This is a genomic window from Pandoraea cepalis (assembly GCF_902459665.1).
GTDB lineage: Bacteria > Pseudomonadota > Gammaproteobacteria > Burkholderiales > Burkholderiaceae > Pandoraea > Pandoraea cepalis.
The window spans coordinates 48,567-69,647 of sequence record NZ_CABPSL010000017.1 but is presented as its reverse complement, the minus strand read 5'-3'; the positions used below and the strand labels follow the sequence as shown (position 1 = coordinate 69,647).

At 64.3% G+C, this 21,081-nt stretch carries 16 protein-coding genes; 5 read left to right on the top strand and 11 right to left on the bottom strand.

What is annotated here, in order from left to right:
- Positions 1-79: 79 nt before the first annotated feature.
- The 6 genes from PCE31106_RS18765 to PCE31106_RS18740 form a co-directional block, all read right to left on the bottom strand.
- The gene (locus PCE31106_RS18765; protein WP_150564325.1) at positions 80-2,182 is read right to left on the bottom strand and encodes an NAD(+) synthase; all 2,103 of its coding nucleotides are present in this window, start codon (positions 2,180-2,182) and stop codon (positions 80-82) included.
- Between the two features lie 155 nt (positions 2,183-2,337).
- On the bottom strand, positions 2,338-3,474 hold the full coding sequence (locus PCE31106_RS18760; RefSeq protein WP_150564324.1) for a GNAT family N-acetyltransferase: 1,137 nt from the start codon (positions 3,472-3,474) through the stop codon (positions 2,338-2,340).
- A 171-nt stretch (positions 3,475-3,645) separates the two neighbouring features.
- Positions 3,646-4,515, bottom strand: coding sequence for a hypothetical protein (locus tag PCE31106_RS18755; protein WP_150564323.1), 870 nt, complete (start codon positions 4,513-4,515; stop codon positions 3,646-3,648).
- Positions 4,503-5,564 carry a type IV toxin-antitoxin system AbiEi family antitoxin gene (locus tag PCE31106_RS18750; protein WP_150564322.1) on the bottom strand — a complete coding sequence of 354 codons (1,062 nt, stop codon included), beginning with the start codon at positions 5,562-5,564 and terminating at the stop codon, positions 4,503-4,505. Before PCE31106_RS18750 ends, PCE31106_RS18755 begins: the two co-directional genes overlap by 13 nt.
- Before the next feature lie 311 nt (positions 5,565-5,875).
- Entirely contained in the window at positions 5,876-6,403 is a 528-nt protein-coding gene (ppa, locus tag PCE31106_RS18745) for an inorganic diphosphatase (RefSeq protein ID WP_150564321.1), read from the bottom strand.
- Positions 6,404-6,505: 102 nt separating this feature from the next.
- Positions 6,506-7,690 carry an alpha-hydroxy acid oxidase gene (locus PCE31106_RS18740; RefSeq protein WP_150564320.1) on the bottom strand — a complete coding sequence of 395 codons (1,185 nt, stop codon included), beginning with the start codon at positions 7,688-7,690 and terminating at the stop codon, positions 6,506-6,508.
- 204 nt (positions 7,691-7,894) lie between these two features.
- On the opposite strand from PCE31106_RS18740, the gene PCE31106_RS18735 reads away from it, so the two are divergent.
- The gene (locus PCE31106_RS18735) at positions 7,895-8,716 is read left to right on the top strand and encodes an IclR family transcriptional regulator (RefSeq protein ID WP_150564319.1); all 822 of its coding nucleotides are present in this window, start codon (positions 7,895-7,897) and stop codon (positions 8,714-8,716) included.
- Between the two features lie 38 nt (positions 8,717-8,754).
- Here the strand turns inward: PCE31106_RS18735 and PCE31106_RS18730 are convergent, their stop codons facing one another.
- From PCE31106_RS18730 to PCE31106_RS18710, 5 genes are all read right to left on the bottom strand, one after another.
- Entirely contained in the window at positions 8,755-9,666 is a 912-nt protein-coding gene (locus tag PCE31106_RS18730) for a dihydrodipicolinate synthase family protein (RefSeq protein ID WP_150564318.1), read from the bottom strand.
- A gap of 47 nt (positions 9,667-9,713) precedes the next feature.
- Positions 9,714-11,420 (bottom strand): ABC transporter permease subunit, encoded by a 1,707-nt coding sequence (locus tag PCE31106_RS18725; protein ID WP_150564362.1) that lies wholly within the window; start codon positions 11,418-11,420, stop codon positions 9,714-9,716.
- Positions 11,421-11,519: 99 nt separating this feature from the next.
- Complete coding sequence (locus PCE31106_RS18720; protein WP_150564317.1) at positions 11,520-12,665, bottom strand: ABC transporter ATP-binding protein; 1,146 nt, start codon at positions 12,663-12,665, stop codon at positions 11,520-11,522.
- Between the two features lie 45 nt (positions 12,666-12,710).
- A complete protein-coding gene (locus PCE31106_RS18715; RefSeq protein WP_174975300.1) occupies positions 12,711-13,754 on the bottom strand; it encodes an ABC transporter substrate-binding protein in 1,044 nt (347 codons plus the stop codon).
- A 214-nt stretch (positions 13,755-13,968) separates the two neighbouring features.
- Entirely contained in the window at positions 13,969-15,405 is a 1,437-nt protein-coding gene (locus PCE31106_RS18710; RefSeq protein WP_150564315.1) for an FAD-binding oxidoreductase, read from the bottom strand.
- Positions 15,406-15,665: 260 nt separating this feature from the next.
- Between PCE31106_RS18710 and PCE31106_RS18705 the strand changes: the two genes are divergently transcribed.
- From PCE31106_RS18705 to PCE31106_RS18690, 4 genes are all read left to right on the top strand, one after another.
- On the top strand, positions 15,666-17,105 hold the full coding sequence (locus tag PCE31106_RS18705) for an aldehyde dehydrogenase family protein (RefSeq protein WP_150564314.1): 1,440 nt from the start codon (positions 15,666-15,668) through the stop codon (positions 17,103-17,105).
- 106 nt (positions 17,106-17,211) lie between these two features.
- Positions 17,212-17,970 (top strand): SDR family oxidoreductase, encoded by a 759-nt coding sequence (locus PCE31106_RS18700; RefSeq protein ID WP_150564313.1) that lies wholly within the window; start codon positions 17,212-17,214, stop codon positions 17,968-17,970.
- A gap of 93 nt (positions 17,971-18,063) precedes the next feature.
- Positions 18,064-19,380, top strand: a complete 1,317-nt coding sequence (locus PCE31106_RS18695; RefSeq protein ID WP_039830645.1) for an MFS transporter — start codon at positions 18,064-18,066, stop codon at positions 19,378-19,380.
- 168 nt (positions 19,381-19,548) lie between these two features.
- Positions 19,549-21,057: an MDR family MFS transporter gene (locus PCE31106_RS18690; protein ID WP_174975292.1), complete on the top strand. Its 1,509-nt coding sequence runs from the start codon at positions 19,549-19,551 to the stop codon at positions 21,055-21,057.
- Positions 21,058-21,081 lie beyond the last annotated feature (24 nt).

Sequence of the window (21,081 nt, the reverse complement as noted above, 5' to 3'; positions counted from 1 at the left end):
CGATATCTTGGTTGGATTGTTCTGAGAATTCGCCGGGCTATTGTACCGGTCCGCGCAAGGTGCGCCGATCACAATACGCTCAGGCATGCGGGTCATCGGGCACGGTGTCCAGGTCGGCGAGCCACACCACCGACTCCGAATCGCTCGGTGCCCGCCAGTCGCCGCGCGGTGAGAGCGACCCGCCCGTGCCGACCTTTGGCGCGTTCGGAATGCACGACCGCTTGAACTGACTGGTGCGGAAGAACCGGTCCAGAAAAATGCGCAGGTTACGCTTGATCGCCACCAGATCGTACGCGTGATGCGCAACGTGTCCTTCGTCCGGCCAGCGTCCCGTCGACGCGTCGTGCCACGCGCTCCACGAGAGAAACGCCACCTTGCGCGGTGCGTAGCCGAAACGCAGCGTGTAGTAGAGGTTGAAGTCCTGCAACGCGTAAGGCCCGATGAAATGCTCGGTGCGCTGCTCCGGCGCGCCGCTGGCCTTGCCCGGTACGAGTTCCGGGCTGATTTCCGTCTCCAGGATATCGATGAGCACGTTGCGACGCAATTCGGCGTCCTTGCCTGTCTTGCTCGCGGGCTTGGCCGACGCCGCGCCGCCCAACTGCCCGGTTTCCGCCACCCATCGCACGAGGTGCATGATGAGCGTCTTGGGCACGCTGGCGTTCACGTTGTAGTGCGACATATGGTCGCCGACGCCGTACGTGCACCACCCCAGCGCCAGTTCGCTCAGATCGCCGGTGCCGATCACGATCGCACCCAGGTGATTCGCGAGCCGGAACAGATGATTGGTACGTTCACCGGCCTGCACGTTCTCGAACGTGATGTCGTAGACTTCGTCCCCCCGCGAAAACGGATGGTCGAGGTCTGCCAGCATCTGCATGCAACTCGGGCGGATGTCGATCTCACGCGCCGTGCAGCCTACCGCCGCCATCAGCTCGCGCGCCTGTCGCAGCGTTCGCTCGCTCGTGGCGAAACCGGGCATGGTGTAGGCAAGGATGTTCGTGCGTGGCAGCCCGAGCCGATCCATGACCTTCGCGCACACGAGCAGCGCATGCGTCGAATCCAGGCCACCGGACACCCCGATCACGACCTTCTGAATCTTCGACGAGGCCAGACGCTGCATCAGCGCCTGCACCTGAATGTTGTAGACCTCGTGGCAGCGCTCGTCGCGACGACGCGGGTCGGACGGCACGTACGGGAAACGTTCGATGGCGCGCGCGAGCGGCAGCTCGGCGTTGCGCGGCATCGCGACATCGACCTTGATGGTGCGAAAGCGCGCTACCTCGTCGGCATGGCGGCGCACCGACACGCCGAACGTTGTCTGATGCATGCGCTCGCGCGCGAGCCGCTCCAGATCGACGTCCGCATAAATCAGATGCGAGTCGCTGGCGAAGCGCGCCGACTCGGCCAGCAGGTCGCCGTTCTCATAGATGAGCGCCTGTCCATCCCACGCGAGATCGGTCGTCGATTCGCCCTGCCCGGCCGACGTATACAGATAAGCGGCGAGGCATCGCGCCGACTGTTGCCCGACCAGTTGGTGGCGATAGGCCGACTTGCCGACGACCACGTTAGATGCCGACAGGTTCACGAGTACCGTCGCGCCCGCCAGCGCCGCGAACGACGACGGCGGCACGGGCACCCAGACGTCCTCGCAAATCTCGCAGTGAAAGCGCAGCAACGGCTGGTCGGCCGCCTCGAAGACGAGCGCACCGAACGGCACCTCGTCGCCAAGCAGCGTCACCGTGTCGACGCCCGCGTCATCGGCCGCGTTGAACTGACGCGCTTCGTAGAACTCGCTGTAGTTCGGCAGGTAGGTCTTGGGAACCACGCCATGCACGCGTCCGCGCGCGACGACCACTGCGCAGTTGAACAGGCGTTGCTGCACGCGCACCGGCATACCAACGATCAGTGCGGCGCTCAGTTCGCGGCTCGCCGCCACGATGTCGGCCAGCGCCACGTTGCAGGCGTCGAGCAATGCACGTTGCTGGAACAGGTCTTCGCAGCTATAGGCGGGAATGCCGAGTTCAGGGAAGGCGACGAGCACGGCGCCCGCGACATCGGCCTGCTTCGCGAGGGCAATGGTCTGCGCGGCGTTGTAGGCAGGATCGGCGACACGGCATTGCGGCACTCCGACGGCCACACGCGCGAAATCGTGATTGTAGAGATTGAGAAATCGGTTGGTCATGTCGGCGGCTACGAGGCATCGTCCCTGTGCCGATACGATGGCAGACGAAGGCACCATGGGCCGTCGCCCGCCCGGCGCGAGCGGCGGACGTGAGAATCGCCAGTATATTACGCGCGACGCCGCCATGCCGGGCGACGGCGCAGGGCGCCGCGGCGTCAGGACGCCGGGCGTTTGAACGGCGTGTGGGCCTCCAGCTCGCCGATATGCTCGTCCATCGCCGAGGTCTCCGCATCGAGAAACTCGGCAATGGCGTCGGCGAAGCGCGCATCGGCAATCCAGTGGGCCGACCAGGTAGGCGTGGGCAGCAGACCGCGCGACATCTTGTGGACGCCCTGCGCGCCGCCCTCGAAGCTGCGCAGCTCATGCGCGATGCAATACTCGATGCCCTGCGCATAGCACGTCTCGAAGTGCATGCCGGACACGAATTCGGTCGTGCCCCAGTAGCGTCCATACATCGTGTCGCCACTCACTACATTGAGCGCGCATGCCAAAGGCTCGCCGTCGCGCTCCGCCATGACGAGCAACAGCGTGTCGGGCATCGCCGAATGCCACTGATCAAAAAAGGCGCGGGTCAGATACGGCGCATTCCAGTGTTCGCGATACGTGTTGTCGTAGCACTGATAAAAGAAATCGAGCGCGGCTTCGTCGATGTCGGCACCGCGCAGCCACCGGTACGTTACCCCGGCATCGCGCACGCGCCGGCGATCCTGTTTGAGCTTCTTGCGCTTTTCCTGATTCATCTGCGCGAGAAACTCGTCGAACGAGGCGACGCCCGGGTTCTCCCAATGAAACTGCACGCCTTCGCGCAGCGCATAGCCCGCCTCGGTGAGTGCCGCCAGATCGTCGTCATGCGCGAACAGCACATGAATCGACGACAACTCGAGCTGCTTCGCGAACGCGATCGCGCCGCGTGCGAGTGCGACCCGGTCGGCGTGGGTGCGCGCCAACAGACGCGGCCCCGTCACGGGCGAGAACGGCACCGCGCAAAGCAGCTTCGGGTAGTAGTTCAGCCCATGACGCGCAAACGCCTCGGCCCACGCGTGATCGAACACGTACTCGCCGCGCGAATGCGATTTGACGTAGAGCGGCATGGCACCCACGAGGCTATCGCCGGCTTGCATGAGCAGATAGGCCGGCTGCCAGCCGGTGCGCTTCGACGCGCATCCGCTCGTATGCATCGCATGCAGGAACGCGTGCTGCACGAACGGGTTGCCGCGCGCGAGCGAATTCCACGCGTCGGCCGGCACGTCTTCAATCGACTCCACTACACGGATGACTACGTCGCTGCTCACCGCTCACCTCGTCTGCGAACCTGCCAGCCGACGTTTCGGCCGTCGGCATTGAACTCCCCCAACTGGCCGCCATTGTCGCCGAACTTGGCGAGGCTTTCAGACCTAGCAATAAAAAAATGGCTGCTATCAAGCATTCCTGGGCGGCAGGCATCGTGCTGAAAGTCTAAGCACTCAGCCCCTTAATCCAAGCGCCCGCAGCCAAGCGTCGACCTGCCCGAAGGCGTCCTGTTGCCATTGCTCAGGACTACGGTCCCCAAGCACGTCCGTTTCCTCGACGAAACGTCGCACACATGTCGGCCCAAAACCGTCAACGGTATCGAACTTGCCAGCAATGAAACTGTAGCCCACAGCACCGCTAGCGTGATCGAGCAGTGGCCGGCATTCCTCGGCGAGCACCTCTGGACCTCCGGGATAGTTCCGGATGCAGTAGTAGATATCGTACGCATCCTTCTGCTTATAGCGCCCCTCAATCGCATGCCCCTTCATCGCCAAAAGGGCCGGGATCGAACAAACTGCGATTTCGACGCGATTCATGCCGCCAGCGGGCATCGGACCGCTGATCGCAACCCGTTGGTAGAAGCGAAGGGCCAGATCGGCACCGTCCGCTCGTTGCACGGCAAAGTCACTGATCAACGGCGGCACGTTCTTGACGATCTCGGCGTCGCGGGACATCAGGAAATCCACGATGATGTCGATCGGCGCGCCGCCATCGTCGGTGGCGACTTGGCGAACGAGCTGAAAGCGGCGAAGCGCCCGGCGCTGGTGATACCCATGTCCCTGAAGTGCTTCGATCAGCGTCGCATATTCGCCATCACCCAAAGCCTCTGCATCGAGGCCAAGGTCCACGTCGAGCGTGCCGACGTGTGGCATATCCTCGTTGCCCAGCAGCAGCCACGGTACGGCGCCGCCAACGATAGCGAATTTGCCTTTGAAGCTCCCGAGAATCTGGCCGATTTCGACCAGCACCGTTTTAACGGCAGTTGTCGTACGGTCGTCGTAATCGGCGGCCGACTGTGGCTCGCTTGAAATCATGTCGGCCATGTCAGCCTTTCTCTTCGTAGATGATCTGCAGCTTCTCGCCCGCGTTCGCCCGAGTTGGCAAGATCGAGATAGGTTTGGACTGGGCTTGTGCAGATTGCCCCAGGTGCCGGCTCCTCCGTGTCGCGCAACAAGCCAGAATCCTTGAGGACGGTTACCACAACGTTTTCGCCTTTGGAAACTGTCGACAGATTCAAGCCTGATTGCAGTCGCTCAAGACCTGCCGCGTCAGCATAAAAAGTCTGTGTTCCTGTCCGACCGTACGGTGCAAGCCAATGCGACGCGGAGAAGGATGAAAATGCTATCTGGCCGGCCTCGCCTTCCGAGCGCAGTGTGCGCCGCGCAGCTTCCTCAAACGCGCTGCCGTGCAGGGTTGTATAGAAAGTCAGACGCGTCCCAACTGGCGGCTTGTAGGCGTCGCGCCATGCATCCAGCAATGCGTCGGGTTCGGACAAAAACAGACCGGCTTCGGACACTTGCGCCCACTCCCGATCAAGCAAGGCAACACGAACGTTGCTGACATGGCCAAGACTGACGGCTGCGGCCAGCGCAAGATCCGTGACGCGCCACGCCTGACGGGGATTGCGAAGCATCACACGCAACACCTGCGCGGATTTCGGCTTGAACAACGACCTGAGTTCACGTCGATCGGCGACGGGTTTGCTCGCAACTTGGCGTTCGATAAAGACACTGTCAAAGATCAGGCGAGCATTGCCTTCGAGGTCGACAAAGCCCACACCCTGCTCTCGACATAGCGCTTGAGCGTCCGGGGACAGATAAGGGGCGATGAAGACGGGCATGGCATCTTGCGCATGATGCGCCATGTAGTCGCGCAGTTGAAGCAATGCCATCCGGACATGGCGCGGCTGCCCCGTGGACTTCACTTCGCAGACCAGTGTATGGCGTCTGCCTGACAAGTCGATATGTGCCACGATGTCCACTCCCTGGTCAGGGCCAGACGCTTCGTGCTCAATCGCCAAAAGCTTGATCGCAGGGACTTGCGTCAACAGCAAACGAAGCGCCTGCGCAGCTTGATTCTCTATGTCTTTCATCAAATATCATAGTTTCAGCATTTGTTGAAATTAACATTTTCAGTGAAATTGTCAAGATTTTTCGCCAAGATCATTAATTTCAGCATTTGCTGAAACAACCGCTTCTGATGAAAGTTGGCGCAGCTCAATGAGCGCATCTCCAATACGACACTTTGTGCGTCGAGAGCGGCGGCTCCTGCGAAAACTCGCCGTGGCGGGCCTCAACTTGGATAAGCCAAAGTCGGTGCTGATCAGCACCATGAAACAAAAAAAGCCCGGCACACGGCCGGGCTTCTATAGCGTTGACGAGCGACGCCGCAGGCGAAAATCGCTTACTTCTTGGCGTTGGCCACGCCGTCGACGATTTCCTTGTGGGCAGCTTCAACGCCTTCCCATCCCTCGATCTTGACCCACTTGCCCTTCTCGAGCGCCTTGTAGTTCTCGAAGAAGTGCTTGATCTGGTCCTTCAGGTAACCCGGCACGTCGTCGATCGACTTCATGTGCGCCGTCATCGGGCAGATCTTGTCGACCGGCACGACCACCAGCTTGGCGTCCACGCCCGACTCATCGGTCATGTTGAGCAGGCCCAGGGCGCGGCAGCGCACGATCGAGCCAGCCAGCAGTGGGAACGGCGTGACGACCAGCGCGTCGACAGGGTCACCGTCACCGGACAGCGTTTGCGGAATGAAACCGTAGTTGGCCGGGTAACGCATGCCCGTACCGATGAAGCGGTCGACGACCAGCAGGCCCAGTTCCTTGTCCGCCTCGTACTTCACCGGGTCGCTTTGCGCCGGGATCTCGATGATGACGTTGAAATCGTTGGGGATGTCCTTGCCGGCAGGCACGTGGTTGAAGCTCATGATGGCATTCCTGTGTATGAAAAAGGGCACGCCGCCGCACGGCGTTCGCGCCCGCCAGCCTGCCGGATGCCACGCCGCCCGACGGCAATCGGGCGCGAAACATTATAGCGGGTTTGCCTGATTCGCCTGGATTGACGGCAGCCGGACCAGCCGCTGCGACGTGAGGTCGCGCACGCTTGCACAGCCCAACAGTTGCATCGTCGTGTGCAACTCGCCCAGCAGCAGCGCGAGCACCCCGGCCACGCCCTCGCCGCCGTGCGCCGCCACGCCATACAGCGGCGCGCGGCCGAGCAACACCCCCTTGGCGCCCAGCGCAACGGCCTTGGCCACGTCGGCGCCGCGCCGCACGCCGCCATCGACAAACACTGCCATCGCGGACCCGCGAGCGCTCACCGCCTCGACGATCGGCGGCAGCGCTTCGAGCGGCGCGAGCGTGCTGCCCAATTGCCGCCCGCCGTGATTGGACACGACGATGCCATCCGCGCCGTGCGCCTGCGCCAGTCGGGCGTCCTCCACAGTCTGGATGCCCTTGACGAGCACTTCGCCCGGCCAGTGGCGTCGCACCCAGGCCAGGTCGTCCCAACCGAGCGACAGATCCATCTGACGGCTCAGCACCGCCGCGTGACGTGCCAGATCGGCACGCTCGCCCACGCTCCTGGCAATATTGCACAGCTGCGGCGCGCCATGGGCCAGCATCTGCCAGCTCCAGTGCGGATGCCGCATGCAGTCGGCAATGAGCCGCGGCGTCATGCGCAACGGCAGTTTGAAGCCGTTGCGCGTGTCGTGATCACGCTTGCCATGCACTGGCGTGTCGACCGTCAACAGCAGTGTGCGGAAACCCGCCTCACGCGCGCGGCCCATCATGCTTTCGGCAATGCGCCGGTCCTGCTGCACATAAAGCTGGAGCCACATCTCGCCGTCGGGCACCGCCGCGCGAACGTCTTCCAGCAGCGACGTCGATGCCGTCGACAGCACGAACGGCAGGCCGGCATCGGCGGCCGCGCGGGCGAGCCGCTCATCCGCCTTCGGCCAGAACAGGCCGTTCAAGCCGGTCGGCCCCACGGCCATCGGGGCGGCGGCGTCACGTCCCCAGAACGTCGTCGCGCTCGAACATTGCGACGTATCGGTCATCACGCGCGGCGCAAAGCCCCACTGCGCGAACGCATCACGGTTGCGGCGCAGCGCGTCGCCGTCTTCCGCCCCACCCTCCAGGTAATCGAACGCCAGCTTCGCCAGACGCCGCCGAGCGGCCCGGCGGTAATCCTCCACGCAGGAAAACGCGTGCATTGCTCCCCCTATCCTCATATGCCCCCGTGGCAGCCGCCACGCGGTCTCAATCCGTGTCCCACAACACGACGGGCCGGCAATTCGTCACTTGCACACAAACAATTGCATTACAATCACAATCGTTACAATCCGAACATATTGGTACATTCCATGCCGCGCTTGCCCGCCCGGTCATCCGGCCGTACTGAAGACGCGCCGGTCGCCATGCCAGCCAAAGCCGCCAGCGTGTCGGACGCTGCGCCGTCGACGCCCCGCTCGTCGCTCTTCGTCGGATCCACCGAAAAGACGTTTCAGGTGCTGCACGCGTTCGACGGCCCGGCGCGCTATATGACGCTTGGCGACATCGCCAAGGCGGCAGGGCTCGATCGCAGCGCCACACAGCGGCTCGTGCACACCCTCGAAGTGCTCGGCTACTTGTTTCGCGTGCCCGAGACCCGCACCTACGGTCTGACCACCAAGGTGCTTCAGTTCTCATACAACTACATTCGCGCGAACGATCTCGTCGAGAAAGCCGCGCCGTATCTCCTGGACATCTTCCGCCGCGTTGGCGAGACGACCAACCTGCAGGAGCTGGACGGCCATGAGATCGTGTACATCGCGCGCTTTCCCGGTCAGCATCTCGTGAATATCGGCATCGTCGTCGGCGCCCGTCTGCCGGCGATGTTCACCGCCTCCGGCATCGCCATGCTGTCGCGCCTGCCCGACGCACGCGTGCGGGAAATCCTCGCGAACACGTCGCTCGAACCGATGACGCCGTACACCACGACGGACGAGAAGAAGCTCCTCGAACGCATCCAGACCGCTGCGCGACGCGGCTATGCCATCGTCGAAAGCGAAACCGTGATGGGGGACATCTCGGTCGCCGCCCCCATCACCGATCACGATGGATACGCCGTCGCGGCCATCAACATCTCGGTGCCGACCTCGCGCTGGACACGCGAGCGCGTTGAGGCCGAACTCGCGCCGCACGTGCAGGTCGCCGCCACCTCGATCTCGAAGTCGCGAATCTCGACCTTCCGCCGCTGAATCTCGCCAGCAGCGGAAGGTCAAGACCGCGTCCGGCCTCAGCGGCCCTCGAAGATCGCCAGTTGCTTGGCCAGTTCCTCGCGCAATTGGGCCGACAGCGCCGGTGCGGGCGGCACCAGCGGGGCGAGCATCGCCGGCGCGTCGACGCCGATCAGGTCCATCACCGACTTCATCGGCCCCGGGTTGGTCTCGGCAAACGCCAGGTTCATCAGCGGAATCAGCGAGCGGTGCAATTCAAGCGCGTCGGCCGTCCGGCCTTCCGACGCGAGCATGAAGATGCGCTGCCATGCGCTCGGCAATAGCGATGCGGTCACCACGATGCCGCCGCGAGCGCCCGCCGCCACATGCAACGGGAACAACGTGTCTTCGCCACTCAGCACGGCGAACGACGCATCGACGCCCGCGATCGTGCGCAGGAAATGCCACATGTCGGTGTTGCAGGCCTTCATGCCGATGATGTTCTCGTGGCGCGACAGCTCGTGCAGCACTTCCGGGGCAATCGCGATGCGCGTGCGATACGGAATCTCGTAGATCAGGATGGGCACCGGCGACTCGTCGGCATAGCGCAGGAAGTAGTCGCGGATACCGGCTTGCGTCGGGTTGGTGTAGTACGGCGTGAGCACGAGCAGGCCGTCGGCACCCGCTGCCGCGAAGTCGCGACCGGCTTCGATGGCGTCGTGATAGCCCGGGTCGAGCACGCCCGCGATCACCGGCACGTCGCGGCCGTGCGCCTTCACTTCCTGTGCCGTGAGTTCGGCCATGCGCACGCGCTCGGCGCGCGAGAGCGCCCCATACTCGCCGGTGCCGCCGAGCGGCACCACGCCGTCGATGCCCTGCCCCAGCAGATACCGCATCAGCGCGCGCGCCGCATCGGTGTGAATCGTGTCGTCGGCGTTCACCGGCGTGGGAATCGCCGGCAGAATGCCCTTCAGTTGTGCAGAGCGAAGCATGTGTTAAACGTCCGTGAATCGTGAGTTCGGTGAAATCGGATACCGCATCAGGTCGCGAGGCTGCGCCGGCGCAAGCGCTCGGCCACCCAGATGAGTGCGGCGATAAAAAGGAACAGGCACGTGGAGACCGCGGCGATCACCGGCGAGATCTGCATCGTGATCTCGTCCCAGAACTGCTTGGGCAGGGTGGTCGACAGGCCGCCCGACGTGAACAGCGCAATCGTGAGTTCGTCGAACGACGTGGCGAACGCGAACAGGAACGACGAAAGCAGGCCCGCGCCGAGAATCGGGAACGTCACGCGGCGCAGCGTCGCCCACGGACGCGCCCCCAGGCTGTAGGCCGCCAGGTCGAGGCGCGTGTCGTAGTTGCGCAGCACCGCCATCATCGTGATGACGACATACGGCACAGCCACGACGGTATGCGCGAGGGTCAGCCCGACGCTGGAGCCCACGAGACCGATCTTGGCGAAGAAATAGAACACGCCCACGGCCAGAATCATGCGCGGCACCACGATGGGAGCGAGCACGAACGCGAGCATCGCCGACTTGCCGCGCATGCCGCCTCGCACCAGCAAGAACGCGGCCGGCGTGCCGATCAGCATCGACAACAGCCCCGAACCGATCCCGACGAGCATCGAGCGCGTGACCGCCTGCATCCACAACGGGGAATCCCAGATCTGCTGATACCACTGCAGCGAGAAACCCTTCGGCGGCCAGGCCAGGCCGGACGCCGAGTCGAACGACATCGGAATCATCAGCAGCGCCGGTGCGGCAAGAAACACCACCAGCAGGACCACAATCGCACGCAGCACGCGCCCGTCGCCCTGCTCGCCCTTGTGACGCGGCATCGCACGCAACAGCAGATCGGTGGCACGGCCCAGCGCCGAGAGCACCGTCTCGCCCAGCGCCCGGCTCCATCCGCCGCGCCGCTTGCCGGTCTTGACGTCGCCTGCGCCGCCGGCCATCGTCGACAGCCCGACCAGGCGGTCGTAGACGAAGAACACCACCAGCACCACGGCGAGCAGCAGCACCGAGATCGCGCCCGCGAAGCCCCAGTTCAATGCCTGCATCACCTGATCGATGATGAGCTGCGTAATCATCGTGTCGTGACGACCGCCGAGCAGCGTCGGCGTAATGAAGAAGCCGATCGACGTGACGAACACCATCAGCGCGCCGGCGGCCACGCCCGGCAGCGACAAAGGGAAATACACCCGCCAGAACACGGTGCCGGGGCGCGCGCCCAGCGTCGATGCCGCGCTCGGCAGACGACGGTCGATGTTCTCCATGACGGAGAGCATGGTGAGCACCGCCAGCGGCATGAGTGCATGCACCATGCCCAGCAACACGGCCGGAAAACTGTAGAGCAGCGAGAGCGGCGCATCGATCAGACCCAGATCGAGCAACGTTCGATTGATCACGCCGTTGCGGCCGAGCAGCACCACCCAGGCAAACGTACGCACGAGAAAACTCGTCCAGAACGACAGCAGGAGCCAGAACAACAACCGCTGCTTGCGCGCGCCGCTCAGTGTCGAGAGCCGATATGCAATCGGATAGCCCGTGAGCACCGCGAAGAAGGTCGTGTATAGCGAGACCTTGAGTGTGATGAGCAACACCTCGACGTACACCGACGAGGCGAACAAGCGTTGATATTCGGCGAGCGTGAAGCCGCTCTCGCCGCGAATGCTCAGCAGCAACAGTTGACCGACCGGATAAATCAGCATGACCGCCAGCAGAATGACGATGGGCGCGGCCATGAGCAGCGGGCGCAGGCGCGCACGCCAGCGGGCCCGGCGCGGCGCCGGCTGAGCGGGACGGGACGACGAAGGACGAACCACGGCGGATGCACTCATCGCTTACCCCGCGATCGCCACGGCGTCGTCGGCACGCCATGCGAGGCCGAGCGTCTGCCCGATCTCGAAACGGTTGCCACGACGATGTGTCGGGAACGACGCCACAAGCGACTTGCCTACGCCGCCCCCCTCGCCCACCGCCCCGCCCATCACCGACGACTGCAGGTACAGCTTCGTCATGCCGCCCGTGACCATGATGTCGGTGAGCTTCGCCGAGATCGTCGCCACGCCATCGCGGTGCGCGCCATCGCCGCCGACGGCGCCATCGTGGATGTGCAGGTTCTGCGGACGCAGCAGCAGCTTGACCGCACGGCCCGGCTCGACCATGGGGTCATAGACCATCGCGCTGGCGCCCTGCGCACCTTCCACGCCCGGCATCGCCACGCGCACCTGATCGCCCGCGCGCTCAAGCACGGTGGCGTCGAGCAGGTTGGACTCCCCGAGGAAATCGGCCACGAACACGCTCGACGGACGGAAATACAGGTCGTCCGGCGTGCCCAGTTGCGCAATTTCCCCGGCGTTCATCAGGCAGATGCGATCGGACATCGTCATCGCTTCTTCCTGATCGTGCGTCACGTACACGATGGTGGTGCCGAGTTCGCGGTGAATACGCTTGATCTCGAGCTGCATGTGATCGCGCAATTTCTTGTCGAGCGCGCCCAGCGGCTCGTCCATCAAAATGATCGACGGCCGGTAGACCATGCAACGCGCGAGGGCGATGCGCTGCTGCTGCCCCCCCGAGAGTTCGCGCGGATAGCGCTCTGCCACATGCGGCAGATGCACCATCTCCAGCGCGTTCATGACCATCTTGCGAGCGGCCTGTGCGTCGGTGCGACGCATTTGCAACGGGAATGCGATGTTCTCCGCCACGGTCATGTGCGGGAACAGCGCGTAGTTCTGAAACACCATACCGATGTCGCGCTCGTACGGCGCGCCGTACGTGACATCGGCCCCATTGATGCGGATGGCGCCCGCATCGGGCTGCGACAGACCCGCGATGAGCGAGAGCAAGGTGGTCTTGCCCGAGCCGCTTGGGCCGAGCAAGGTCAGGAATTCGCCCTGGGCGACATCGAGGTCGGTCGGGGCAAGCGCGACGAAATCGCCGTAGCGCTTGGACAGACCCGACACTTGGAGATTGGCAACGGTCATGAGATCAGCACCCTAGAATGCATGAAACGGAACAGCAGGTGAGGATCAGGTCAGGATCCAACGGTTGAAACGCTCGAGCGCCACGCTCTGGTTCTGCTGCCAGAACTTCGCGTTGATCTGCACGCCACTCTTCATGTTCTCGGGGAACGTCGGGCAGTGCTTTGCAATCTCGGGCTTGACGTAGTTGAACGCCTCGGGCTGCGTCATCCCGGCCGGGAAGAACTTGGTCAGTTCGGCCTGACGCTTCGGATCGCTCACGAACTTGATGAACTCGCGGCAAGCACCGGCATTCGGCGTGCCCTTGAGGATCGACCAGTTGTCACACCCCCAGATGTTCTGGTTCCACACGATCTCCACGGGCGCGCCGTTGGCCTGCGCCGACTGCGCGCGCGAGGCCCACGTGGCCACCATGTCGACTTCGCCAGAGCCCAGCATCTGTTCGAGTTGTGCGCCAGTGGTCCACCACACGTCCACATGCTTCGCAATCTTGTCCAGGCTCTTGAATGCGCGGTCGAAGTCGCACGGATAGACCGACGCAGGCGCCACGCCATCGGCCAGCAGCGCTTCTTCGATCGTGTCGAACGGGTACTTGCGGATGGCGCGACGGCCCGGAAAATCCTTCACGTTCCACAGATCGGCCCACGACGCCGGTGCCTTGCGGCCCTTGAACGCATCGGTGCGATAAGCGAGCACCGTCGAGTAAATGTTGGTCCCCACGCCGAACGGCGACATGTACTGCGAGGGAATCTTCGCGATGACGGGGTCCGACTCGAGACCGTGTCGCTCCAGGTACTCCTTGCCGCCCCCGGTCAGCAGCAGAATCGCGGGCTGGCTGATCTTGGCCATGTCCCACGTGTAGCTGCCCGCCTCGACCATGCTCTTGATCTGCGCGGTCGGCTCCGCGTTGGCCTGCACGCCCACGACCTCGATGCCCGTCGCCTTGGCGAACGGCTTGTAGAACACGGCGTCGTACGCCTTGTTGTAGATGCCGCCATCGTCGCGCACGACGATGCGCTTGGTGGCGGCGCGCGAGGACGTCCACACGAACGGGAACGCCACGGCGGCGGCACCTACGAGCGCCGTCTTCATGGCCGTGCGGCGGCCCGGCTGTGCGAGCGACGCAGCGTCGTTGTCGGCGTGGGTGTCAGCGAGGTCAACGGTATCGAGCGGGCTTGCGAAGGGCTTGCGTTTCATCTTGGTCTCCGGTCTTGACTGGGAGGGTGGGCGCGGCGACGGTGTGCGACTTGGGCACAGCCGCCGCGCGCGCGGTTATGGCACAACAAACAGCAATGCGTGAAATGACTCAGGGAACGAGACGTCCCGGATTGAACAACTGCCGGGGGTCGAGCGCCGCCTTCACGGTGCGCATGAGGGCGAGTTCGGCCGGCGCCTTGTAGCGCTGCATGAGCGGCAAGCCCGTCTGCCCGACGCCATGTTCGGCACTGAACGTACCGGCCAGCCGTGCGGCCACGTCGTTCACACAGGCGCGCAGGGTGTCGGCCATCGACGCACTGTCGGCAAGCGCCGCCCACGCGGCAAACGAGAACATCGGGATGAAGTGCACGTTGCCGTCGCCCATATGGCCGACGATGGCGATGTCGAGCCCCGGCACGACGGCGTGCACGGCGCGCGTGGCGGCATCGATGAATTCGGACACGCTCGACACTGGCACGGCGCAATCCGTCGTGAGCCCGACGGTGGTCTTTTTGTTGGCTTCGCTCACGCTGTGGCGTACTTCCCAGAGATCGGCGCGCTGCGTGTCGTTCGCCGCGATGACGGCGTCTTCGACCAGCCCTTGCTCGATGGCCTCGCCCAGCGTCTGCGTCAGCACGGCTTCGAGCCCTTCGGCGTCGCGCGTGTCGCTCAGCTCGACCAGCACATGCCAGGCATGCGCGTGCGCGAGCGGATTGCGGCGATTCGGCACGTTGGCCAGCACCAGATCGAGCTGGTGACGATTCATGATTTCAAAGGCCGACAGGCGTGAGCCGCAAGCGCTCTGGAACCTACCGAGAATCTGTTGCGCGGCGGCGGGATCGCGCGGCGCAAACCACGCGAGTGCATGCTGCGTGGGCAACGGATGCAGCTTGAGCGCGGCGGCCGTGATGATGCCCAGCGTGCCCTCCGCGCCGATGAACAGATGCTTGAGATCGATACCGGTGTTGTCCTTGCGAAGCGCGCGCAGTCCCTCCCATACCGACCCGTCCGCCAGCACGACTTCCAACCCCAGCACGTTCTCGCGCGTGTTGCCATAGCGCAGCACGCTCGTGCCGCCCGCATTGGTCGAGAGCGTGCCGCCAATCTGACACGACCCTTCGGCGCCGAGGCTCACCGGATACAGGCGTCCGACGCCAGCCGCCGTCTCCTGCACAGTTTTCAGGATGCACCCGGCTTCGACGACCATCGACCCGTTGGCCGCATCGACCTGCCGAACGCGACGCATGCGCGCCAGGTTCAGAATGACAGGCGCCGGGCCGTCGGTTGGCGGCACCGCCCCGCCGCACAGGCTCGTGTTGCCGCCCTGCGGCAGGATCGGCACGCCCGCGGCGGCGCACAGCCTGACGACATCGCTCACCTGCGCGGTGGTCGAGGGCAGCACGACACACAGCGCCTCGCCCCGGTAACGGCCCCGCCAGTCCTCCGTGTAACCGGCGGTATCGGGCGCATCGCTGAGCACGGCCTGGGCGCCCAGCGCGTCTCGCAACCGAGGGATCAGTGTTTCACGCGTCACTGCGTCGTTCATTGCCTGCGGACTCCTGAATACTTCCGTTCGACGTTGTCGCCACGGCGCGCAGAAGCGCAGGCGGCGAGCGATGGGGGTACGCCAGATGTCCGTCTGGCGATTCATTACGATCAAGGATAGGTGATAAAAAATTGCAATAAAATCTCTTTAATTACTATGCGATCAATTTAGGTGTTTGTGCGGATGTGACGCATGCGACGGTCAACGCCCTCGCGAGTTAAGTGATAATGAGGGCCACCCCCACACGAGGTGACGTTGTCATGCCCGAAGCTACACACTTCATCGGCAACCAATGGGTCGCTCCCGCGAAGAGCCCGACGATTCCCGTTGTTGATCCTTCCGACGGACAAGTCTTTAGCCAGATCGCCCGCGGCGACGCCGAGGACATCGACCGCGCCGTGAGAGCGGCGCGCTCGGCCTTCGACGGCGACTGGGGCCGCACCAGCGCCGCCGAGCGGGGCCGCGTACTCTACGCAATGGCGAACGTGCTGGCCCAACATCACGAGGCATTGGCACAGCTCGAAGCGCGCGACACCGGCAAGCCGCTCAAGCAGGCGCGCGCCGATGCCGCCGCCATCGTGCGCTATTTCGAGTTCTACGCCGGGGCCGCCGACAAGCTGCACGGCGAGACAATCCCCTACCAGCCCGGCTTCACCGTGTTGACTGTGCGCGAGCCGCACGGCGTGACCGGTCACATCATTCCGTGGAACTACCCGCTGCAGATCTTCGGACGCAGCGTGGCGGCGGCCCTCGCGACAGGCAACGCCTGCGTTGTCAAGCCGGCCGAAGACGCCTGCCTGTCATTGCTGCGCGTCGCCGAGCTGTCGATCGACGCCGGGCTGCCGCCGGGCGCGCTCAATATCGTGACCGGATACGGCGCCGAGGCGGGTGCGTCGCTCGCGCGGCATCCGGGCATCGATCACATCTCGTTTACCGGCTCGCCAGCGACCGGCACGCTGATCTCGCAGATGGCCGCGGAAAACCATACGCCCGTCACGCTCGAACTCGGCGGCAAATCGCCGCAGATCGTTTTCGCCGACGCCGACATGGACGCCGTGCTGCCCGTCGTGGTCAATGCCATCGTGCAGAACGCCGGACAAACGTGCTCCGCCGGCAGCCGTCTGCTCATCGAGCGCGACGCCTACGAGCGCCTGCTCGCGCGTCTGGCCGAGGCGTTCGCACATCTGCGCGTGGGACCGTCGCAGGACGATCTCGATCTCGGCCCGCTGATCAGTGCGCGCCAGCAGCAACGCGTGTGGGACTTCCTGTCCGAAGCGCAGCACGATGGCATTGCGGTGATGTCGCAGGGCGAAGTCGTCGGCAGTGCACCGGAAACCGGGTTCTATCAGGCCCCCACGCTCCTGCGCGACGTTCCCGCCGCCCATCGCCTCGCCCGCGAGGAAGTGTTCGGTCCGGTGCTCGCCGCCATGCCGTTTGTTGACGAGGCCGACGCCGTGCGGCTGGCCAACGGCACGCCCTACGGTCTGGCCGCCGGAGTCTGGACGCGCGATGGCGCACGCCAGATGCGCCTGGCACGCGACATTCGCGCGGGACAGGTCTTCATCAACAACTACGGCGCGGGCGGCGGCGTGGAGCTGCCGTTCGGCGGGAGGAAGCACTCCGGCCACGGACGCGAAAAGGGCTTCGAAGCTCTCTATGGCTTCACGACACTCAAGACCGTGGCCATCCGGCACGGTTGATTCGCAGGACCGGCTGCACACCCCCTGATCTAGATCGCGGCGAAGCATCGAGCGCACGCCCTGTGTCCGACGCTTCGCCATCCCCAGGCACTTCAGGAGACAAGGCATGCGTTTGCAAGAGAAAGTGGCCATCGTCACGGGCGCCGGTTCCGGCTTCGGCGAGGGCATTGCCAAGACGTTTGCGCGCGAAGGCGCCGCCGTCATCGTGAACGATCTGAACCGCGAGGCCGGAGAGCGCGTGGCCGCGGACATCGCCAAGGCCGGTGGGCGCGCGGCGTTCGTATGCGGCGATGTGTCCCGAGAGGACGATCACGTCACCCTGCTGGGCGAAGCCGTCACGCGCTTCGGCCATCTCGACATCGTGGTCAATAATGCGGGCACCACGCATCGCAACAAGCCACTGCTCGAAGTCACCGAAGCCGAGTTCGATCGCGTCTATGCCGTGAACGTCAAGAGCATTTTCTGGAGTGCGCGCGCGGTCATGCCGTACTTCCTGCAGCGCGGCGCCGGTGTGATGATCAACATCGCGTCGACGGCGGGTGTGCGACCACGTCCGGGACTCGTCTGGTACAACGGCAGCAAAGGGGCCGTGATTACCGCGAGCAAGGCCATGGCCGCCGAGTTCGGCCCGAAGAACATCCGCGTGAACTGCGTCAACCCCGTCATCGGCGATACCGGATTGACTGCCGAATTCATGGGCGTGCCGAACACCCCCGAGAACCGCGCCAAATTCCTCGCCGGGATTCCGCTCGGGCGCTTCTCCACGCCGCAGGACATTGCCAACGCCTGTCTCTACCTCGCCAGCGACGACGCCGCATTCATCACCGGCGTGTGCCTGGAGGTCGACGGCGGACGCTGCATTTGATCGACCCATCGTTTTTGCAGTCGGTAATCCCGTAGTTGTCGCACTCACACCATAACGACAGACAACACCACGTCAAACCGGAGGAGCTTCCGTATGAACAGCGTTCCCACGCCCCCCTCGCCCATGACCGATGCGTCGTCGGCCGACTTTGAAGCGGCCACCTACCGCAAGGTCGGCTGGCGGCTGATTCCGTTTCTACTGCTGTGCTATGTGGTCGCGTATCTCGACCGGGTCAACGTCGGCTTCGCCAAGCTGCAGATGGTCGGCGACCTGCAATTCTCCGAGACCGTGTTCGGTCTCGGCGCGGGCATCTTCTTCTTCGGCTACTTCCTCTTCGAAGTGCCAAGCAACGTGATCCTGCATCGCGTAGGCGCCCGCGTGTGGATCGCGCGCATCATGATCTCGTGGGGCATCATCTCGGGCGCGACGATGTACGTCACCTCGCCACAGATGTTCTACATCATGCGATTCCTGCTCGGCGTGGCCGAGGCGGGTTTCTTCCCCGGCATCATCCTGTACATCACCTACTGGTATCCGGCCTCGCGGCGCGGACGCATGACCGCCTGGTTCATGACGGCCGTGGCGTTGTCCGGCCTGATCGGCGGACCGCTTTCGGGCTGGATCCTCAAGGATATGAGCGGCGTGAATGGCCTTGCCGGTTGGCAATGGATGTTCCTGATCGAAGCGATCCCGTCGGTGGTGATCGGGCTGATCGTGCTGGTCGTGCTCGACGACCGCATTCGCGACGCCAAATGGCTCAACGATGCCGAGAAGTCGATGCTCGAGCGCAACATCGCCAGCGATGTGCTCAGCAAGGAAGACCTGCCGCTGCGCCGGGTGTTCTCCAGCCCCCGCGTGTGGATGATGAGCCTGATCTACTTCTCGTTCGTGATCGGCCTGTACGGTGTTGGTTTCTGGCTGCCGACGATCATCAAGGGCACGGGCGTGACCGATCCGCTGCAAATCGGCCTGCTTACGGCGATTCCGTATTTCTTCTCGGTGATCGCGATGGTCGTGGTCGGGCGTCGCTCCGATCTGCGCGGCGAGCGTCGCTGGCACATTGCAATTCCGGCGTTCGTTGGCGCTATCGGCCTGTTCCTGTCGACGACCTGGAGCCACAACACCCAGCTCGCCATGGTCGCCCTGACGCTGGCCACGATGGGCATCATGATCGTGCTACCGCTGTTCTGGAGCCTGCCCACGGCCTTTCTGGGCGGCACCGCCGCCGCGGCCGGTATCGCGATGATCAACTCGCTGGGCAATCTGGCCGGTTTCGTGGGCCCGTACCTGATCGGCTTTCTCAAGGACGCCACGCACAGCACCAACAGCGGCATGTTCCTGCTCACGATCTTCATGATTTTGGGCGGACTGCTTACGCTGGCCGTGCCCGCGCGGCTCGTCAACCAATGACGGGTACGGCGGGATCGGCTGACGAAACCGCATCTCGCCGGGCAAGACCGCCCCGCCATGGGGCCGCTGGCCGGGTCGCCACCGTGGCCATCCGTTGGGAGTAATATATTTCGCATCGAAAAGGCCGTCCTTGCCGGGACGGCCTGTTTTTTGCTCCCAAAGATCCGCATGCCCGCCAACGACTCTCAGACGACGCCGGCCGGCGTCTCGCTCACCCCCACCGAGGTCAAGTCGATCCTCTCCGGCCTGCTGCTCATCATGTTTTTGGGCTCGCTCGACCAGACCATCGTCGCGCCCGCCCTGCCGACCATCGCCCGAGACCTCGGTAGCTTCGACGCCGTGTCGTGGGTCGTCACCGCTTATCTGCTCTCATCCACGGCCATCACCCCGATCGTCGGCAAGCTGTCCGATCTGTTCGGACGACGCGTCGTCATCGCCGTGAGCGTGGCCGTTTTCCTCGTGGGGTCGGTGCTGTGCGCGCTGGCGCCGAGCATGCTTGCGCTGATCGTGGCGCGCGGCGTGCAGGGGCTGGGCGGGGGCGGCCTCATCGCGCTGTCCAATACCGTGATCGCGGATATTGTCTCGCCGCGCGAGCGCGGCCGATATCAGGGATATATCTCCGGCATGTTCGCCGTCTCCGGCGTGGCGGGTCCCATCACCGGCGGGGTATTCGCTCAGTACCTGAACTGGACGCTCATCTTCTGGATCAATCTCCCGCTCGGCCTGCTCGCCATCTACCTGAGCGACCGCGCACTGCGCCACCTGCCCCGTCGCGAGGGCAAACCCAGCATCGACTATCTCGGGTCGGCGCTGCTCATCGCCGCGACCGTCTGCCTGCTGCTGGCGCTCACGTGGGGCGGACATCGCTACGCCTGGGTGTCGATGCCCATCGCAGGCCTGCTCGCCGCGAGCGTGATCGTGGCGGCGATCTTCCTGCGTCACCAGCGGGCGGTGCGCGAGCCATTGCTACCGGTGGCGTTGCTTGCCAATCCGGTGTTCCGGATGACATCGACGATGGCCGTGCTTGTGATGATGGTCAACATCAGTATCGGGATCTACGTGCCGCTTTATCTTCAGTTGCAGCGCGGCGAATCGGCCAGCCGTTCGGGGCTGATGCTGATCCTGCCGTTGCTGGGCATCGTGGTGGGGGCGCTCAGCGCGGGACATTACATGCGCGCGACGGGGCATTACAAGCGTCCGCCACAGATCGGCCTGCCCGTGGCGTTGCTGGGACTGACGACGATTGCGCTCGGCGTGCAGTCACTGCCGCTCTGGGTCGTGGGGCTGTGTCTCGGACTGGTGGGGATCGGCTTCGGCTCGGCCATGCCGGTGATGACCGTGGCGACGCAAAATGCCGTCGCACCGCGCGACATCGGCATTGCGACGGCCGCACACGCGTTCTTCCGGGCGCTCGGCGGGATGATCGGCGTCGCGATGTTCGGCGCGCTCATCGTCGGGCTGTTGGTCTCGGCAGACGGCGGCGCACCGCGCGAACTGACCGACTTCCTTCGCCCAGGCGGCGCACCGCCCGGGATGGAAGATCATGTCCGGCTCGCCTTCGGCGCCTTCTTCGGCGGTAGCGCCCTCATTGCCGCGCTGGCCATCGTCGCGCTCGGCCGCTTGCCGGAACTGCCGTTACGTCAGAGTTCGGGGAACGAAGCAACGGCCATCGAATGACGATGCGAGCCTGACGGCTCGCCC